A 16,374-nucleotide genomic window follows, 5' to 3' on the forward strand; every position below is an offset into this window, starting at 1 on the left:
TATGTCTAATTATATTAATGGCATTGCTGCTTCAGATGGTGTAGCAATTGCTAAAGCATATTTATTAGTTGAACCTGATCTTTCATACGATAGTGAGAAGATTCGAGATGTCGACGCAGAAATTGCTAAGTTTCAAAATGCTATTGAAACATCTAAAGTTGAATTAACAAAAATTAGAAATAATGCTGAAAAAAATCTTGGTGCTGATAAAGCCGCTATTTTTGATGCACATTTACTAGTCTTAGATGATCCAGAGTTAATTCAACCGATTGAAGATAAAATAAAAAATGAACAAGTTAACGCACCAACTGCGCTTTCTGATGTAACTGGACAATTCATTACTATTTTTGAAGCGATGGATAATGAATACATGAAAGAGCGCGCTGCAGATATTCGTGATGTGTCAAAACGCGTTTTAGCACATATATTGGGTGTGGAATTACCAAATCCTAGTATGATTGATGAAAGCGTTGTTATTATAGGTAATGATTTAACACCTTCTGATACTGCTCAATTAAACAAGGAATTTGTACAAGGTTTTGTTACAAATATTGGAGGTAGAACTTCTCACTCAGCAATTATGAGTCGCTCACTTGAAATTGCTGCAGTAGTAGGAACGAAATCAATCACGCAAGAAGTTAAACAAGGTGATATGATTATTGTTGATGGTTTAACTGGCGAAGTGATTATTGATCCTACAGAAGACGAAGTCATTGCATATCAAAACAAGCGTGAACGTTTCTTTGAAGATAAAAAGGAACTTCAAAAATTACGCGATGAAGAAACAACAACTGTTGATGGTGCTCATGCTGAACTCGCTGCTAATATCGGTACACCAAATGATTTGAAAGGTGTAATTGAAAATGGCGCTGAAGGTGTCGGATTATATCGTACTGAATTTTTATATATGGGTAGAGACGAAATGCCGACTGAAGATGAACAGTTTGAAGCTTATAAAAAAGTACTTGAAACAATGGAAGATAAACGCGTTGTTGTTCGTACTTTAGATATTGGTGGAGATAAGGAACTCCCATATTTAAATTTACCAGAAGAAATGAATCCATTCTTAGGATACCGTGCGATTCGTTTATGTTTAGATCAACCTGACATTTTTAGACCACAATTGCGTGCTTTATTACGTGCGTCAGCTTATGGGAAATTAAATATTATGTTCCCAATGGTAGCGACAATTAAAGAATTCCGTGATGCGAAAGCATTGTTATTAGAGGAAAAAGAAAATTTAACAAATGAAGGTATTGAAGTATCTGATGATATAGAAGTTGGTATCATGGTAGAAATTCCTTCAACTGCAGCATTAGCAGATGTTTTTGCTAAAGAAGTAGATTTCTTCAGCATCGGAACGAATGATTTAATTCAATATACAATGGCCGCAGATCGTATGTCAGAGCGAGTATCTTACTTGTATCAACCATACAATCCAGCAATTTTACGTTTAGTACAACAAGTGATTGATGCTTCTCATAAAGAAGGCAAATGGACTGGAATGTGTGGAGAAATGGCCGGAGATGAAATTGCTATTCCATTACTATTGGGCCTAGGATTAGACGAATTCTCTATGAGTGCTACATCAATTCTTAAAGCACGTCGTCAAATTAAAGGATTAAGTAAAAATGAGATGGAAGAGTTAGCGCAAAAAGCGATTAACTGTGCTACTTCTGAAGAAGTACAAGATTTAGTAAGTAATTATACGAAATAAAAAAAGCTGGTAATTCATTATATAATGGATTACCAGTTTTTTAGTTATATTGCGATTTATTTTAATACTAAGCAGATATACATATAACAGTGGATAAGGAGCATCTATCTACTTGCTCATTTTGTTTAATATAGCTGAAATTAGGTTATGGTTAGTTAAAACAACTAAAGCGATGAATTACTTTATTAGCCTAGTTGATTTAGATAATTTTATAGAGTTGTGAAATTTAATGTGTTGTTTCAATATTTAAAACTTGGTTAATTTTATCCATATCAACTTGGTATATTGGTTCACCATTCAATAATATAAAGGGTGTTGCAAATGCATCATAATCAATCATTTCATTTCGATATTGCTGATTAGCAATGTTTTTTTCTATATATTTAAAACCTTTATCAGTTAAATAGTTTTTTATAAAGGTGCAAGGAGGACAATCATTTTGTGTGTAAATGATGATATCAGTCATTCAGCATCAATCCTTTCTACAAAGTCATTTTCTTTAATAGTAAGTGACTTTTAATTATAATTCAAGCTATAAAATTACATGTAATTGGTCATTAATTTGTCACTTAATTCTGAGTTTAACTAATTTTAAAACATAGCCATTGGGTTTATAATGAATGGACGTTGTGATTTTTGTCACAAATAAATTAAAAAGGTGATATTATGGATTCAGTTGAATTAGCTCGTTTTCTAACTGCAATGACACTTGCAGTGCATATCATATTTGCAACAATAGGTGTAGGTGTACCATTGATGTTTGCAGTTGCTGAGTTTTTAGGGATTAAAAAGAATGATCCCCATTATATAACGTTAGCCAAAAGATGGTCTAAAGGTTATACGATTACTGTGGCAGTGGGGGTTGTAACAGGTACGATTATAGGTTTACAACTGTCATTACTATGGCCAACATTTATGCAAATGGGTGGTCATGTGATTGCATTACCATTATTTATGGAAACATTTGCATTTTTCTTTGAAGCGATTTTCTTAAGTATATACTTATATACATGGGATAGATTTAAGGGTAAATGGACGCATTTTTTAATTAGTATACCAGTGATTATTGGAGGTTCTTTCTCTGCCTTCTTTATTACAGCGGTTAATTCATTTATGAATACACCGGCTGGTTTTGAAATTAAAAATGGTAAAATGATAAATGTTGAACCTTGGGTGGCAATGTTTAACGACTCATTTTTAATAAGATCTTTTCACGTTGTAACGACTGCTTTTATGACGATGGCTTTTGTACTAGCTGCCATTGCTGCATTCAAATTAGTGAAAAATAAGTTTAAAAAAGATGCAGAATATCATAAAAAAGCTTTAAAATTAACAATGATACTTGGCGTTGTCTTTACGTTAGGTTCTATGTTGGCAGGAGATTTATCTGCAAAATTTTTACATCAAGAACAACCAGAAAAATTAGCTGCGTATGAATGGCATTTTGATACGGAATCCAATGCTGATTTAGTGCTTTTTGGTTCTTTAAATGAAGAAACACAAGAAGTAACTGGTGCAATTAAAATTCCGAGTCTACTTAGCTTCTTGGCTGATAATAATGTTAATACTAAGGTGAAAGGCTTGGATGAATTTCCAAAAGAACTACATCCACCGATGATTGTCCATTATTATTTTGACTTAATGGTGTCGATGGGCGTGTTCTGTTTAATTGTTTCAGCTGCTTTTGTACTAACATTATGCTTTAAAAAATTACGAAAATTCACTTATTCCAAACCAATGCTATATGGCGCTTTATTAACTGGACCTGCAGCGATGTTGGCAATAGAATTTGGTTGGTTCTTAACGGAACAAGGTCGTCAACCTTGGATTGTGCGTGGTTATCTAAAAGTGGCTGAAGCTGCCACTCAAGCAGGTGGTTTAACGTTCGTAACAATATTATTTGGTATATTATATTTAATATTGATTGTTACTTCTTCTTATGTACTAATAAGGATGTTTAAAAATAAACCAGCATATAAAGAATTTGAAGTAACTTCATCGGAAAGAGGTGATGCATGATGATATTCGCATATATAGGTATCACAGTACTATGGATATTCTTATTTTGTTATATTATTGTTGCATCAATTGATTTTGGTGCTGGTTTCTTTACGTTACATGCTAAATTGACAAAACAAGATAAAAAAATAAACCATTTGATTGCACGTTACCTTAATCCGGTTTGGGAAGTAACGAATGTTTTCTTCGTATTCTTCTTCGTAGGAATGGTTGGGTTTTTCCCAGATTCCGCGATGTATTTTGGTACAGTGTTGCTTTTACCAGCATCAATTGCGTTGATATTGTTGTCCATAAGAGGTGGCTTTTATGCTTTTGAAAACTATGGACCAGACACAAAACTACCATGGCTTGCACTTTATGGTTTAGCAGGATTATTCATACCAGCTGCATTAGCCACTACATTAACGATTTCTGAGGGTGGTTATATTACCGGTTCAAGCAACCATTTAGATTTAAATTGGTTTGAATTATTGTTAAGTCCATATTCATGGTCAGTTGTATTTCTTGCAATCATATCTGTACTTTATATTTCATCTGGATTTTTAACTTATTATGCTTCTAAAGCGAATGATAAACCAGCTTATGATTTATTAAGATACTGGTTCTTATTTTGGGGACCACCAATGATCGCTATTTCATTATTTGTATTCTTATCGTTAAGATTGCAAAATGAAACGCATTTCTATACAGCGGTATTTGATTATTGGTGGATGTTTGCACTCAGCTTTTTATGTTTTGCTGGTACAATGTTACTCACATTGATGAAAAAATGGCATGGTTTTGCATTTGTCTTAGTTATTTTACAAATGGCTTTTGCGTTCTTCGGTTATGGTGTAAGTAAGTTACCATACATTTTATATCCATATATTCGTATAGATGAACATGTTGTGAATAGTGGGATGGCTATTGCTTTAATCATCGCATTTATTTTAGGTTTACTTTTACTAATTCCATCGCTAATATTATTATTGAGATTATTTGTTTTTGATAAAAAATATGTTGAAGGTAAAAAATAGACGAATATACTTAAATATAGTAGCGATGTTTATTGTTTAAGCTACGGATATTTGATATATTTCAATTATCTTATTTTTGGAGGACGCATATGGATAAAGAATATGTGGTTATAGGTTTAGGTCGTTTTGGCGGTAGTATTGTTAGAGAATTAAATGCTTTAGATATGGATGTTATGGCGATTGATATGGATGAAGCGCGTGTGAATGAATATAGTGATATTGCCACACATGCGGTAATTGCTGACACAACTGACGAAGCTGTGATGAAAAGTTTAGGCATTAGAAATTTTGATCACGTAATTGTTGCAATTGGTGAAAATATTCAATCGAGTACGTTAACGACTTTAATTTTAAAAGAGTTAGGTGTTAAGAAAGTAACGGCAAAAGCTCAAAATGATTATCATGCAAAAATTTTAAATAAAATTGGTGCAGATACCGTTGTTCATCCTGAAAGAGATATGGGTAGGAGAATTGCACATAATGTAGCTAGTGCTAGTGTTTTAGATTATTTAGAACTAGCAGATGAACACTCAATAGTAGAAATTAAAGTTAGTGAAAAAATGGCAGGACAAACCATTATAGAATTAGATATTAGAGCGCAATATGGTATAAGTATTATTGCCATTAAAAGAGGTAGAGACATTATCGTATCTCCAGACCCAAACATAAATATTGAAATTGGGGATATTTTAATTATGATTGGTCATGATAATGACTTAAACCGATTTGAAAAAAAGGTAGTAAGATAAAAATTAATATATGAACTAACGTAGAAGAGGTGGAACAGAACAGTGAGTGATGTCCCACACTCTTCTTTTTTGTGTAAAGTGTATTCTTTAAGGGATTTTGATATTTGTGAATAGACAAGTTATACGAAGGTTCAAACTTAACTTTTAATTAATGTACTCAGTCAAAATAGCAAGTGTTTAATATAAAAATGCCTCATCCATTACAAATGGATGAAGCATTGAGTTTGATTATGATTTGGTTGATTGGTCCGTTTGGTTACCATCATTTTTTTGTTTTTGTTTTGCTTTCTGAGCGATGTTTTTATTATCTTTGTTGTTAGTATCTTTTGTATTTTTGTTTTGAGATTTACTATTGTGTTTTTTTGAATTGTCTTTTTTCTGATTTGGTTTATTTTGTGTTTTTTTATTTTGAGAAGATGTATTATCTTCATTTACCTTCATGATCACTGGTAAAATCATTGGTTTACGTGCAGTTTTTTCAAATAAATACGGCTGTAGTGTTTCAATGATTGATGATTTAATTTGATGCCATTGTATTTCTGGATTTTGATTCAGTTTAGAAATAACATCTGTTTTGATTTTTCTTTGGGCATCATAAATTAATTGACCAGATTCACGCATATAAACAAAACCACGAGAAATGATGTCAGGACCAGATAGTAATTTGTTCGTTTTAAAGTCTATACTAACAACGACGATGACTAGGCCTTCTTCTGACAATAGTTTTCTATCTCGGATAACTACGTTTCCGATATCTCCAATACCGCTACCATCCACTAAAACATTGCCAGATGGTATTCTTCCAGCTTTTCTAGCTGAATTATGTGTTAAAGCTAAAACATCACCGATGTCAAAGATAAACACGTTGTCTGGTTCCACACCACATTCAATTCCTGATTGGCCATGTGCTTTTAACATGCGATATTCACCATGAATTGGGAGGAAGAATTTTGGACGTAACAAGCGTAACATTAATTGTTGATCGCCTTTAGATCCGTGACCAGATGTGTGAATATTTGATACCTTATTGTGTATGACTTCAGCACCTGCTCGGTATAATGCATTTATAGTGCGGTTAATACTTTTAGTATTACCTGGAATAGGTGAAGAACTAAATACTACAGTGTCTTCTGGAATAATTTTAATTTGTTTGTGTGTACCATTAGCAATTCTTGATAGAGCCGCCATTGGTTCACCTTGTGACCCAGTACATAAAATTAGTAATTCATGTTTAGGCACACTATTAATTTTATTTGGTTCTATAAAAGTTTCAGGTGGTGCTTTAATATAACCGAGTTCCATACCAATTTTAATATTGTTTTCCATTGAGCGACCAAAAGTTACAATTTTACGATTGTGTTTAATTGCAGCTTCAACAGCTTGTTGAACACGATATATATTAGATGCAAAAGTAGCAAAGATGATTCTACCACTACAATTACGGAATATCTTTTCAACATTTTGGCCAACTTCACGCTCACTCAATGTAAAGTCAGGAACTAATGAATTAGTAGAGTCTGAAAGTAAACAAAGGACACCTTCTTCTCCAAGTTTTGCCATCTTCGCAATATTTGCTGGTTCACCAACTGGCGTAAAGTCAAATTTGAAATCACCAGTATGAACAATATTGCCTTCTGGTGTATTAACGATAACACCATATGATTCTGGGATACTATGTGTTGTTAAATAGAATGAAACTTCGAAATGTTTAGATTTAATAACAGAGCTTTCTTCGATTTCAACAAGTTCTGTTGTTCTTAACAAGTGATGTTCTTCTAATTTATTTCTGATTAAACCTAAAGCTAATGGTCCACCATATATAGGCACGTTTATTTGTTTTAATAGGTAGGGCACACCACCTATATGGTCTTCGTGGCCGTGTGTTATGAACAGACCAACTATTTTGTCTTGATTCTGTTCTAAATAAGTAATGTCAGGAATCACGTAATCAATTCCTAATAAATTATCATCAGGGAATTTGATACCTGCATCTATAATTACGATTTCATCCTGATATTCTACGGCATAAGTGTTTTTTCCGATTTCACCTAAGCCACCAAGGGCATATACCGCAACTTCATTTTTATGAATTTGTTTCATTACTCAGCTTGCTCCACATTAAAATGATCTGATTGTTTTTCATATTCTAAATGTGCGCCCTCAAGTTTAGTAATAAACTCGATATTGTAATTACGGTCTTTCAAATATCTTCTTACTTGTTCTTCTGATTGAGCTTCAACATAAATTGTTTGTGTGTGTTCTCTTACGACTACTTCATCTTTGTTATGTTGAAAAAATACTTTAAATACTGCCATTATATCTATTTCCTCCTAAGTTTTGGTTAGATTATTTATATAAACCCTGAAATGTATAATATTTTGTGAGTTTCTCAATTTTAAATAAAATAAATTTCACTAAAAGTGAATTGAAACTACGTTTTATATAAAGAGAACATACGAGCAGTTGCCCAGTATGTTTCTAGGGTCATTTTAAATTCGTTCGTATAGAAAAATACAAATAGAACATATTCGTATGTTTTCAGTTATTTCTCATTTTACATGATGTAGTAGAATAAATAAAGCAGTTTTATTTTCTGCTAAAGCTTAATATGTAGAAAAAAGTGATTCACTTTATAAAAGGTATTTAACTAAGTAAATTTAGGCTACATATATTCAAATATTAAATGAATCATCATATAGCTTGAGTCAATAATAAAAATTAATTATGATTAAAAGGAAATATAATAATTAATAATTTAAAATAGAAAGTAATAGTAGAAAGTAATAAAGACGAGATGAGGATGATTGATATGGATAAAGTGAAGCGTATTGTTGAAGATATTAAAAGTGAGAAACAACGAACTGACAAGGTCTTTCAAGATATTACATTTGAAATACGTGCGGAACAAGTTATCATGTTTTTCAATTATAATGAAATCATTGACACTGTAAATGAAGATCAAAATTATGTGAAACACAATCATGACCCTGTATTTATTGATATTCAAGAATTAAATGCTTTGAAAAAAGAGTTACAAGAGCTCAATATTATATACCATGAAAGAAGAGACGACTTTATGTAAAAAGAACTGTTAGTAAGCGTACGCGATTGGCACGTTTACTAACAGTTCTTTTTTTATACTTCTACTGCATCTTCATGAGGTTGCAATGGATGTTCTGAATCTATGTGATCATAAAACATGATGCCATTAATATGATCTATTTCATGTTGAACCACAACGGCTGGATAACCCTTTAAACGTAATTTGACATCGTTACCATCTATGTCTTTTGCTTTAACAGTAACTCTATATTTACGGTGTACTAGGCCTGGTATATTTTCGTCTACGCTTAAGCACCCTTCACCAGTAGGTAGATAAGCTTCTTGAATGCTATGACTCATAATTTTAGGATTCACTAACATCAAGTCATAACTTTTACCTTCGCCATCATCCGGTAAATAAACCGCAATCATTTTTTTAGAAATATTAATCTGTGGCGCTGCAAGTCCGACACCAGAACGGAGACCATATTTATTAGCAGTTTCTTCATCTTGACTATTTATTAAAAATGTTCTCATAGCTTTTAATGTTTCTCTATCTTCATTTGATAATGGAACCTCGACATCTTTAGCTTTTTCGCGTAGCGTAGGATGTCCATCTCGAATTATATCTTTCATTGTTAACATTTGTTCATACACCTTCCTTAATATAAAATATACCAAAGATTACCAAATAAAATACAGTAATTCATTTGATTTATTAAAATTTATTATATAATATAGCACACGAAAAAGGAGGATTTTTCAAAATGAAATTTAAATATGGTATTGGTGCCATACTAGCTTCCACAGTACTTATAGCTGGATGTACAACGGATAAAAGTGAAATAAAAGATTATAATGAAAAGATACAACAAGCATTTGATGAAGAAAAGCCTGTTTCTTCAGTAGGCAAAAAACTTAACGAACTAGAGCAAGAAAAACAAAAACTTGTTAAAAAAATCAATGGTAAAGACCAACAAGAAGCAAAACAAACTTCTGAAAAAATTGTAGATAATGTTGAGAAAAGAAAAAAAGAATTTAAAAAAGAAGAAAATGCTTTAGATAATTCAGAAGAAGCGTTTAAAAAAGCTCAAAAACATTTAGATAATATTAGTGACAAAGATAAGAAAAAAGAAGTGAAAGAGTTAAATGATGCTTTGAAAGATAAATATAAGGCACATGATAACTATGCAAATTCATATAAAAATATTATGGATAAAGAAAAAGATTTATTTGAATATGGCTCACGTGATCAAGCTAATCAAGAAGAAATGAATAAAAAAACAGAAGCTGTATCCAAATCATATAAAACTATGGACAAATCGTTTAATAAATACAAAGACGCAATGGAAAAAGTAAATAAAGAAAAACAAGATGTTGATAATTTAAATTAACATAAAAATGCTATTAATTTGAAATTTAATGTAAATAACTATAGCATTATAAATGAGGGCGCTTACATTCTTTTGGACATTGACGCTTTGAAACTTGAGAAAAATATAGTACAGCAAGTTTGAAATTAGTGATACAGTTTTAAAACTGTACCTATTTACTGTATTACAGAACTTTTCATATTTGTTTAACAGTGAAACAGTTTTGTGATACAATGTTAAAGGATAAAATGAATTTCTATTATACGGGAAAGGTATGGTGAATTGAATGGCTCCGAAATTAAAAGCCCAATTCGATGCAGAGAAAGTATTGAAAGATACTGAATCTCAATTTGAAATGATCCAAATTTTGGATGAAGACGGTAATATCGTTAATGAAGATCTAGTACCTGATTTATCAGACGAGCAATTAGTAGAATTAATGGAAAGAATGGTTTGGACACGTATTCTTGATCAACGTTCTATTTCTTTAAATAGACAAGGGAGATTAGGATTCTATGCGCCTACTGCTGGACAAGAAGCTTCACAATTAGCTTCTCAATACGCATTAGAACAAGAAGACTTCATTCTTCCTGGTTATCGTGACGTACCACAATTAATTTGGCAAGGTTTGCCATTAACTGAAGCGTTTTTATTCTCTAGAGGTCACTTCAAAGGAAATAGAATGCCTGAGGGTGTTAACGCGCTAAGCCCACAAATTATTATCGGTGCACAATATGTACAAACTGCTGGTGTTGCACTTGGACTTAAAAAACGTGGGAAACAAGCTGTAGCAATCACATATACTGGTGATGGTGGTTCTTCACAAGGTGATTTCTATGAAGGTATTAACTTCGCTTCAGCTTACAAAGCGCCAGCAATTTTTGTGATTCAAAATAATAACTATGCGATTTCTACGCCACGTAGTAAACAAACAGCTGCTGAAACATTAGCTCAAAAAGCGATTTCAGTAGGTATTCCTGGCATACAAGTAGATGGAATGGATGCACTTGCAGTATATCAAGCAACTAAAGAAGCGCGTGATCGTGCTGTGAACGGTGAGGGTCCAACACTTATTGAAACAATTACTTATCGTTATGGTCCACATACAATGGCTGGTGACGATCCAACGAAATACAGAACTTCAGACGAAGATTCTGAATGGGAGAAAAAAGATCCGTTAGTTCGTTTTAGAAAACATCTAGAAAATAAAGGTCTATGGACTGAAGAGAAAGAAAACGAAGTAATCGATCGTGCGAAAGCTGAAATTAAAACTGCTATTAAAGAAGCGGATAATACAGAAAAACAAACAGTTACAGACTTAATGGAAAATATGTATGAAGAAATGCCTCAACATTTAGCAGAACAATATGAAATCTACAAAGAGAAGGAGTCGAAGTAACCGATGGCACAAATGACAATGGTTCAAGCGATTAACAATGCGCTTAAAACCGAATTACAAAATGATGAAAATGTCTTACTTTTCGGTGAAGACGTCGGTGTTAACGGTGGTGTATTCCGTGTAACTGAAGGATTACAAAAAGAATTCGGTGAAGACCGTGTATTTGATACACCTCTAGCTGAATCTGGAATTGGTGGCTTAGCTTTAGGTTTAACTACACAAGGCTACCGTCCAGTAATGGAAATCCAATTCTTAGGATTCGTATTTGAAGTATTTGACTCTGTTGCAGGTCAAATTGCACGTACACGTTTCCGTTCTGGTAACTCAAAACAAGCACCAGTAACAATTCGTGCTCCATTTGGTGGTGGTGTCCATACTCCAGAACTACACGCAGATAATTTAGAAGGTATCTTAGCGCAATCACCAGGATTGAATGTAGTTATTCCATCAAGCCCTTATGACGCAAAAGGATTATTAATTTCTGCAATTAGAAGTAATGACCCAGTTGTATATTTAGAGCACATGAAATTGTATCGTTCTTTCCGTGAAGAAGTTCCAGAAGAAGAGTATACAATTGAAATTGGTAAAGCAAGTGTCAAACAAGAAGGTAATGACATTACTTTAATTGCTTACGGTGCCATGGTACAAGAATCATTAAAAGCTGCTGAAGAGTTAGAAAAAGATGGTCATTCAGTGGAAGTGATTGATTTACGTACGGTACAACCAATCGACTTAGAAACGTTAGTTGCTTCAGTAGAAAAAACTGGACGTGCAGTTGTAGTTCAAGAAGCACAACGCCAAGCTGGTGTTGGAGCAACAGTTGCTTCTGAATTAGCTGAACGTGCAATCCTATCATTAGAAGCACCAATTGCTCGTGTAGCTGCTGCTGATACCGTTTATCCGTTTACTCAAGCAGAAAATGTTTGGTTACCAAACAAAAACGATATCATTGAAAAAGCAAAAGCAACATTAGAATTTTAATAAATATTAATAAGTTTGGGATAGCTTTTGAAATGTTATCCCAGCTTCAATTATTAATAATAAAACAGCATGAGATTGCGAATCATAAGTTCCGTTCTCATTTTCTAATTTTTGACTAAATATGAATTTTTAGGAGGATAATAACGTGGCATTTGAATTTAAATTACCCGATATTGGTGAAGGTATCCACGAAGGTGAAATTGTAAAATGGTTTGTTAAAGCTGGAGATAATATCGAAGAAGATGATGTTTTAGCTGAAGTACAAAATGACAAATCTGTAGTAGAAATCCCATCACCTGTGTCAGGTACAGTAGAGGAAGTACTTGTAGATGAGGGTACAGTAGCTGTTGTCGGCGATACAATTGTTAAAATTGACGCACCTGATGCAGAAGATATGGAATTTAAAGGTAGCGATAGCAGTGAATCTGCAGAAGAAACAGAAGCAGAACCTGCTAAAGAAGAAAGTTCTGAAGCAGCTGCGACACAATCATCAGCTGATGCAGATGTAGATGAAAACAAACGTGTTAAAGCAATGCCTTCAGTACGTAAATATGCACGTGAAAATGGTGTGAATATTAAAGCTGTTGTAGCTTCAGGTAAAAATGGACGTACAACGAAAGAAGACATTGATGCATACTTAAATGGAGATGCAAGTGCAGCTTCAACTGAGAGCGCACCTGAAACTGCAGAAGAAACTTCTGCGAGCGCAGCACAATCAGCGCCAGTTTCTAGTGAAGGAGAATTCCCAGAAACAACAGAAAAAATTCCTGCTATGCGTAAAGCAATTGCAAAAGCAATGGTGAATTCTAAACACACTGCACCTCACGTTACTTTAATGGATGAAATCGATGTTCAAGAATTATGGGATCACCGTAAAAAATTCAAAGAAGTAGCAGCTGAGCAAGGTACTAAATTAACATTCTTACCTTACGTTGTGAAAGCACTCGTTTCTGCGCTTAAAAAATATCCAGCGCTTAACACAGAATTTAATGAAGAAGCTGGCGAAATTGTACACAAACATTATTGGAATATTGGTATCGCAGCAGATACAGACAGAGGTTTATTAGTCCCTGTTGTAAAACATGCTGATCGTAAATCTATGTTCCAAATTTCAGATGAGATTAATGAATTAGCTGTAAAAGCACGCGATGGTAAATTAACTTCAGATGAAATGAAAGGTGCTACTTGTACTATTAGTAATATTGGATCAGCAGGTGGACAATGGTTTACACCAGTGATAAATCATCCAGAAGTAGCTATCTTAGGTATTGGTCGTATTGCCCAAAAACCTATCGTTAAAGATGGTGAAATTGTAGCTGCGCCAGTATTATCATTATCATTAAGCTTTGACCATAGACAAATCGATGGTGCTACTGGACAAAATGCAATGAACCATATCAAGCGTTTATTAAATAATCCAGAATTATTATTAATGGAGGGGTAAAACATGGTAGTTGGAGATTTCCCAATTGAAACAGATACTATTGTAATCGGAGCAGGACCTGGAGGATATGTTGCAGCAATTCGTGCAGCACAATTAGGTCAAAAAGTAACAATCGTTGAAAAAGGCGAATTAGGCGGTGTATGTCTTAACGTTGGATGTATTCCATCAAAAGCATTATTACACGCATCTCACCGTTATGATGAAACTAAAAACTCTGAAAATTTAGGTGTTATTGCTGAAAGTGTTTCACTTAAATTTGACAAAGTTCAAGAATTCAAACAGTCAGTAGTTAAGAAATTAACAGGTGGCGTTGAAGGATTATTAAAAGGTAATAAAGTAGAGATTGTTAAAGGTGAAGCTTATTTCGTAGATAACAACAGTTTACGTGTTATGGATGAGAAGAGCGCTCAAACTTATAACTTTAAACATGCAATTATTGCAACTGGTTCTAGACCAATTGAAATTCCTAATTTCGAATTTGGCAATCGCGTTATTGATTCAACTGGTGCTTTAAATTTACAAGAAGTTCCTGGTAAATTAGTAGTAGTTGGTGGCGGTTATATCGGTTCAGAACTAGGTACTGCTTTTGCTAACTTTGGTTCAGAAGTTACTATTTTAGAAGGTGCTAAAGATATCTTAGGTGGCTTCGAAAAACAAATGACACAACCTGTTAAAAAAGGTATGAAAGAAAAAGGCGTTGAAATTGTTACTGAAGCAATGGCTAAATCTGCTGAAGAAACAGACAACGGTGTTAAAGTAACTTACGAAGTTAAAGGTGAAGAACAAACGATTGATGCTGATTATGTATTAGTTACTGTAGGTCGTCGTCCAAACACTGATGAATTAGGCTTAGAAGAATTAGGTCTTAAATTCGCAGATCGTGGATTATTAGAAGTAGACAAACAAAGCCGTACTTCTATCGACAACATTTTCGCAATTGGTGATATCGTTCCTGGGCTACCATTAGCTCATAAAGCGAGCTATGAAGCGAAAGTAGCTGCTGAGGTTATTTCTGGAGAAGCATCAGAAGTGGATTACATTGGTATGCCTGCTGTATGTTTCACTGAACCAGAATTAGCACAAGTAGGTTACACTGAAGCCCAAGCAAAAGAAGAAGGATTAGAAGTTACAGCTTCTAAATTCCCTTATGCAGCTAACGGTCGTGCCTTATCATTAGATGACACAACTGGATTTGTTAAATTGTTAACACTTAAAGAAGATAATACACTTGTTGGTGCGCAAGTAGTTGGTACTGGTGCTTCTGATATTATCTCTGAATTAGGTTTAGCAATTGAATCTGGTATGAATGCTGAAGATTTAGCATTAACTGTACATGCTCACCCAACTTTAGGTGAAATGTCTATGGAAGCTGCTGAAAAAGCTTTAGGATTACCAATTCATACAATGTAATAATTTATAAGCACAAATTGTTATGCTTTAGACGTTTTAACTTAAGTGATTAGGAAGTATGCACAGGGACACTGTTCTCGCACTTTCAAGTCAATGTTCAAACATTTAAAGGCGATAACAAATATATAGGGCGGGAATAAGAAATCAATTTAATATATTGGTTTCTGTCCCGCTCTTTTTTTTACTTTTTTAAAATTTTGATAACTACTTGTTAACAAAAGGGAGTGTAATGATATGGAATATTCATATCCTATTGATCTTGAATGGACAAATGAAGAAATGATGCAAGTGGTAGCTTTTTTTAATGCCATTGAGCAATACTACGAGTCAAAAGTTGAGGGCAAGCTTTTGTTAGAACGCTACAGTCAATTTAAAAAAGTAGTTCCAGGTAAAGCTCAAGAAAAGCAAATATTTAAAGAATTTGAGAAGCAAAGTGGCTATAATAGCTACAAAGCTGTAAAATCAGTCAAAGAGGCTTCTAACCAAAAATATTTTAGCTCAGAATAAATTTAACTATTGTCATATTAGCCATATTTTGATACTTTTATTAAGCACTAAACATAATGTTTGATAAAAGTAAACAAAATATGGTTTTTTTGTGTAGAGCATGCTAACGTTGTGATTAACAATTAAGCTTTAAATGTGTAAAAGTAGAAGTTATAAAATAAGGTGACAAAATGAAGATAGGGAAAAAATTAAAAAATCTAAGAAATATTAAACAACTTACTCAAAGTGAGTTAGCAGAACGTACAGATTTATCTAAAGGATATGTCTCGCAAATAGAAAGTGAACACGCTTCACCAAGTATGGAAACTTTTTTTAATATTTTAGAAGTGTTAGGTACGACCCCTCGTGAATTTTTTAATGATTCAGCGAATACTAAGGTGTTATATAAGAAAAATGAGCAAATTCACTATGATGAATCTGATAGAGGATATTTATTGAATTGGCCAATTACACAATCAAATAATTTCGAAATGGAACCTTTAATACTTACTTTAAGACCTAATGCATCTTATAAAAGTTTTGATCCTTCAGATTCCGACACATTCATATATTGTTTACAAGGTGAGGTTTCGCTTTTATTAGGGAGTGATTATTATCACGCTGAAGAAGGGGACGCGTTATATTTTAAAGCAAACCAAATACATAGGTTAAAGAACCTTACGTCACAAGATGTGAAAGTGATGGTTGTTGCAACAGCATCATATTTATAGGAGGACA

Annotated in this window: 16 protein-coding genes; 12 read left to right on the forward strand and 4 right to left on the reverse strand. The window is 33.4% G+C overall.

Annotation, left to right across the window (positions count from 1 at the left end):
- Position 1 precedes the first annotated feature (1 nt).
- Entirely contained in the window at positions 2–1,717 is a 1,716-nt protein-coding gene (ptsP, locus tag KA833_RS05000; RefSeq protein ID WP_070038019.1) for a phosphoenolpyruvate--protein phosphotransferase, read from the forward strand.
- A gap of 226 nt (positions 1,718–1,943) precedes the next feature.
- Here the strand turns inward: ptsP and KA833_RS05005 are convergent, their stop codons facing one another.
- Complete coding sequence (locus KA833_RS05005) at positions 1,944–2,183, reverse strand: glutaredoxin family protein (RefSeq protein ID WP_046207881.1); 240 nt, start codon at positions 2,181–2,183, stop codon at positions 1,944–1,946.
- A gap of 200 nt (positions 2,184–2,383) precedes the next feature.
- On the opposite strand from KA833_RS05005, the gene KA833_RS05010 reads away from it, so the two are divergent.
- From KA833_RS05010 to KA833_RS05020, 3 genes are all read left to right on the forward strand, one after another.
- A complete protein-coding gene (locus tag KA833_RS05010; RefSeq protein ID WP_064209106.1) occupies positions 2,384–3,736 on the forward strand; it encodes a cytochrome ubiquinol oxidase subunit I in 1,353 nt (450 codons plus the stop codon).
- The gene (locus KA833_RS05015) at positions 3,736–4,752 is read left to right on the forward strand and encodes a cytochrome d ubiquinol oxidase subunit II (RefSeq protein ID WP_046207932.1); all 1,017 of its coding nucleotides are present in this window, start codon (positions 3,736–3,738) and stop codon (positions 4,750–4,752) included. The genes KA833_RS05010 and KA833_RS05015 overlap by 1 nt, the downstream gene beginning before the upstream one ends.
- A gap of 89 nt (positions 4,753–4,841) precedes the next feature.
- The gene (locus KA833_RS05020) at positions 4,842–5,501 is read left to right on the forward strand and encodes a potassium channel family protein (RefSeq protein ID WP_019467854.1); all 660 of its coding nucleotides are present in this window, start codon (positions 4,842–4,844) and stop codon (positions 5,499–5,501) included.
- Between the two features lie 228 nt (positions 5,502–5,729).
- On the opposite strand, the gene rnjA is transcribed toward KA833_RS05020, so the two are convergent.
- Positions 5,730–7,601, reverse strand: a complete 1,872-nt coding sequence (rnjA, locus tag KA833_RS05025) for a ribonuclease J1 (protein WP_064209105.1) — start codon at positions 7,599–7,601, stop codon at positions 5,730–5,732.
- Positions 7,601–7,816 (reverse strand): DNA-dependent RNA polymerase subunit epsilon, encoded by a 216-nt coding sequence (locus KA833_RS05030; protein ID WP_046207878.1) that lies wholly within the window; start codon positions 7,814–7,816, stop codon positions 7,601–7,603. Before KA833_RS05030 ends, rnjA begins: the two co-directional genes overlap by 1 nt.
- Before the next feature lie 494 nt (positions 7,817–8,310).
- Here KA833_RS05030 and KA833_RS05035 point away from each other — a divergent pair, with 494 nt between their 5' ends.
- Complete coding sequence (locus KA833_RS05035; protein ID WP_064209104.1) at positions 8,311–8,583, forward strand: hypothetical protein; 273 nt, start codon at positions 8,311–8,313, stop codon at positions 8,581–8,583.
- A 53-nt stretch (positions 8,584–8,636) separates the two neighbouring features.
- Here the strand turns inward: KA833_RS05035 and def are convergent, their stop codons facing one another.
- Positions 8,637–9,188 (reverse strand): peptide deformylase, encoded by a 552-nt coding sequence (def, locus tag KA833_RS05040; protein WP_046207876.1) that lies wholly within the window; start codon positions 9,186–9,188, stop codon positions 8,637–8,639.
- A 122-nt stretch (positions 9,189–9,310) separates the two neighbouring features.
- Between def and KA833_RS05045 the strand changes: the two genes are divergently transcribed.
- The 7 genes from KA833_RS05045 to KA833_RS05075 all read left to right on the forward strand — a co-directional run bounded on the left by KA833_RS05045 (position 9,311) and on the right by KA833_RS05075 (position 16,367).
- Positions 9,311–9,937, forward strand: coding sequence for a YkyA family protein (locus tag KA833_RS05045; RefSeq protein ID WP_192946507.1), 627 nt, complete (start codon positions 9,311–9,313; stop codon positions 9,935–9,937).
- 265 nt (positions 9,938–10,202) lie between these two features.
- The gene (gene pdhA / locus KA833_RS05050) at positions 10,203–11,315 is read left to right on the forward strand and encodes a pyruvate dehydrogenase (acetyl-transferring) E1 component subunit alpha (RefSeq protein ID WP_046207874.1); all 1,113 of its coding nucleotides are present in this window, start codon (positions 10,203–10,205) and stop codon (positions 11,313–11,315) included.
- A gap of 3 nt (positions 11,316–11,318) precedes the next feature.
- Positions 11,319–12,296, forward strand: coding sequence for an alpha-ketoacid dehydrogenase subunit beta (locus tag KA833_RS05055; RefSeq protein ID WP_046207873.1), 978 nt, complete (start codon positions 11,319–11,321; stop codon positions 12,294–12,296).
- Between the two features lie 145 nt (positions 12,297–12,441).
- The gene (locus tag KA833_RS05060; RefSeq protein ID WP_064209103.1) at positions 12,442–13,740 is read left to right on the forward strand and encodes a dihydrolipoamide acetyltransferase family protein; all 1,299 of its coding nucleotides are present in this window, start codon (positions 12,442–12,444) and stop codon (positions 13,738–13,740) included.
- Between the two features lie 3 nt (positions 13,741–13,743).
- On the forward strand, positions 13,744–15,150 hold the full coding sequence (gene lpdA, locus KA833_RS05065) for a dihydrolipoyl dehydrogenase (protein ID WP_046207871.1): 1,407 nt from the start codon (positions 13,744–13,746) through the stop codon (positions 15,148–15,150).
- A gap of 234 nt (positions 15,151–15,384) precedes the next feature.
- Positions 15,385–15,657, forward strand: coding sequence for a UPF0223 family protein (locus KA833_RS05070; protein WP_046207870.1), 273 nt, complete (start codon positions 15,385–15,387; stop codon positions 15,655–15,657).
- A gap of 170 nt (positions 15,658–15,827) precedes the next feature.
- The gene (locus KA833_RS05075; RefSeq protein ID WP_064209102.1) at positions 15,828–16,367 is read left to right on the forward strand and encodes a helix-turn-helix domain-containing protein; all 540 of its coding nucleotides are present in this window, start codon (positions 15,828–15,830) and stop codon (positions 16,365–16,367) included.
- The last annotated feature ends 7 nt before the right edge of the window (positions 16,368–16,374 follow it).

The sequence above is a fragment of the Staphylococcus sp. GDY8P67P genome (genome assembly GCF_017892545.1).
In the GTDB taxonomy this organism is placed as follows: Bacteria; Bacillota; Bacilli; order Staphylococcales; family Staphylococcaceae; genus Staphylococcus; species Staphylococcus ureilyticus.

Coding starts and splice junctions, on each gene's coding strand:
- lpdA (WP_046207871.1), top strand. CDS start 13,744: ATGGTAGTTGGAGATTTCCCAATTGAAACAGATACTATTGTAATCGGA.
- def (WP_046207876.1), bottom strand. CDS start 9,188: ATGTTAACAATGAAAGATATAATTCGAGATGGACATCCTACGCTACGC.
- KA833_RS05010 (WP_064209106.1), top strand. CDS start 2,384: ATGGATTCAGTTGAATTAGCTCGTTTTCTAACTGCAATGACACTTGCA.
- pdhA (WP_046207874.1), top strand. CDS start 10,203: ATGGCTCCGAAATTAAAAGCCCAATTCGATGCAGAGAAAGTATTGAAA.
- ptsP (WP_070038019.1), top strand. CDS start 2: ATGTCTAATTATATTAATGGCATTGCTGCTTCAGATGGTGTAGCAATT.
- KA833_RS05055 (WP_046207873.1), top strand. CDS start 11,319: ATGGCACAAATGACAATGGTTCAAGCGATTAACAATGCGCTTAAAACC.
- KA833_RS05045 (WP_192946507.1), top strand. CDS start 9,311: ATGAAATTTAAATATGGTATTGGTGCCATACTAGCTTCCACAGTACTT.
- KA833_RS05030 (WP_046207878.1), bottom strand. CDS start 7,816: ATGGCAGTATTTAAAGTATTTTTTCAACATAACAAAGATGAAGTAGTC.
- KA833_RS05070 (WP_046207870.1), top strand. CDS start 15,385: ATGGAATATTCATATCCTATTGATCTTGAATGGACAAATGAAGAAATG.
- KA833_RS05035 (WP_064209104.1), top strand. CDS start 8,311: ATGGATAAAGTGAAGCGTATTGTTGAAGATATTAAAAGTGAGAAACAA.
- KA833_RS05015 (WP_046207932.1), top strand. CDS start 3,736: ATGATATTCGCATATATAGGTATCACAGTACTATGGATATTCTTATTT.
- KA833_RS05075 (WP_064209102.1), top strand. CDS start 15,828: ATGAAGATAGGGAAAAAATTAAAAAATCTAAGAAATATTAAACAACTT.
- rnjA (WP_064209105.1), bottom strand. CDS start 7,601: ATGAAACAAATTCATAAAAATGAAGTTGCGGTATATGCCCTTGGTGGC.
- KA833_RS05005 (WP_046207881.1), bottom strand. CDS start 2,183: ATGACTGATATCATCATTTACACACAAAATGATTGTCCTCCTTGCACC.
- KA833_RS05020 (WP_019467854.1), top strand. CDS start 4,842: ATGGATAAAGAATATGTGGTTATAGGTTTAGGTCGTTTTGGCGGTAGT.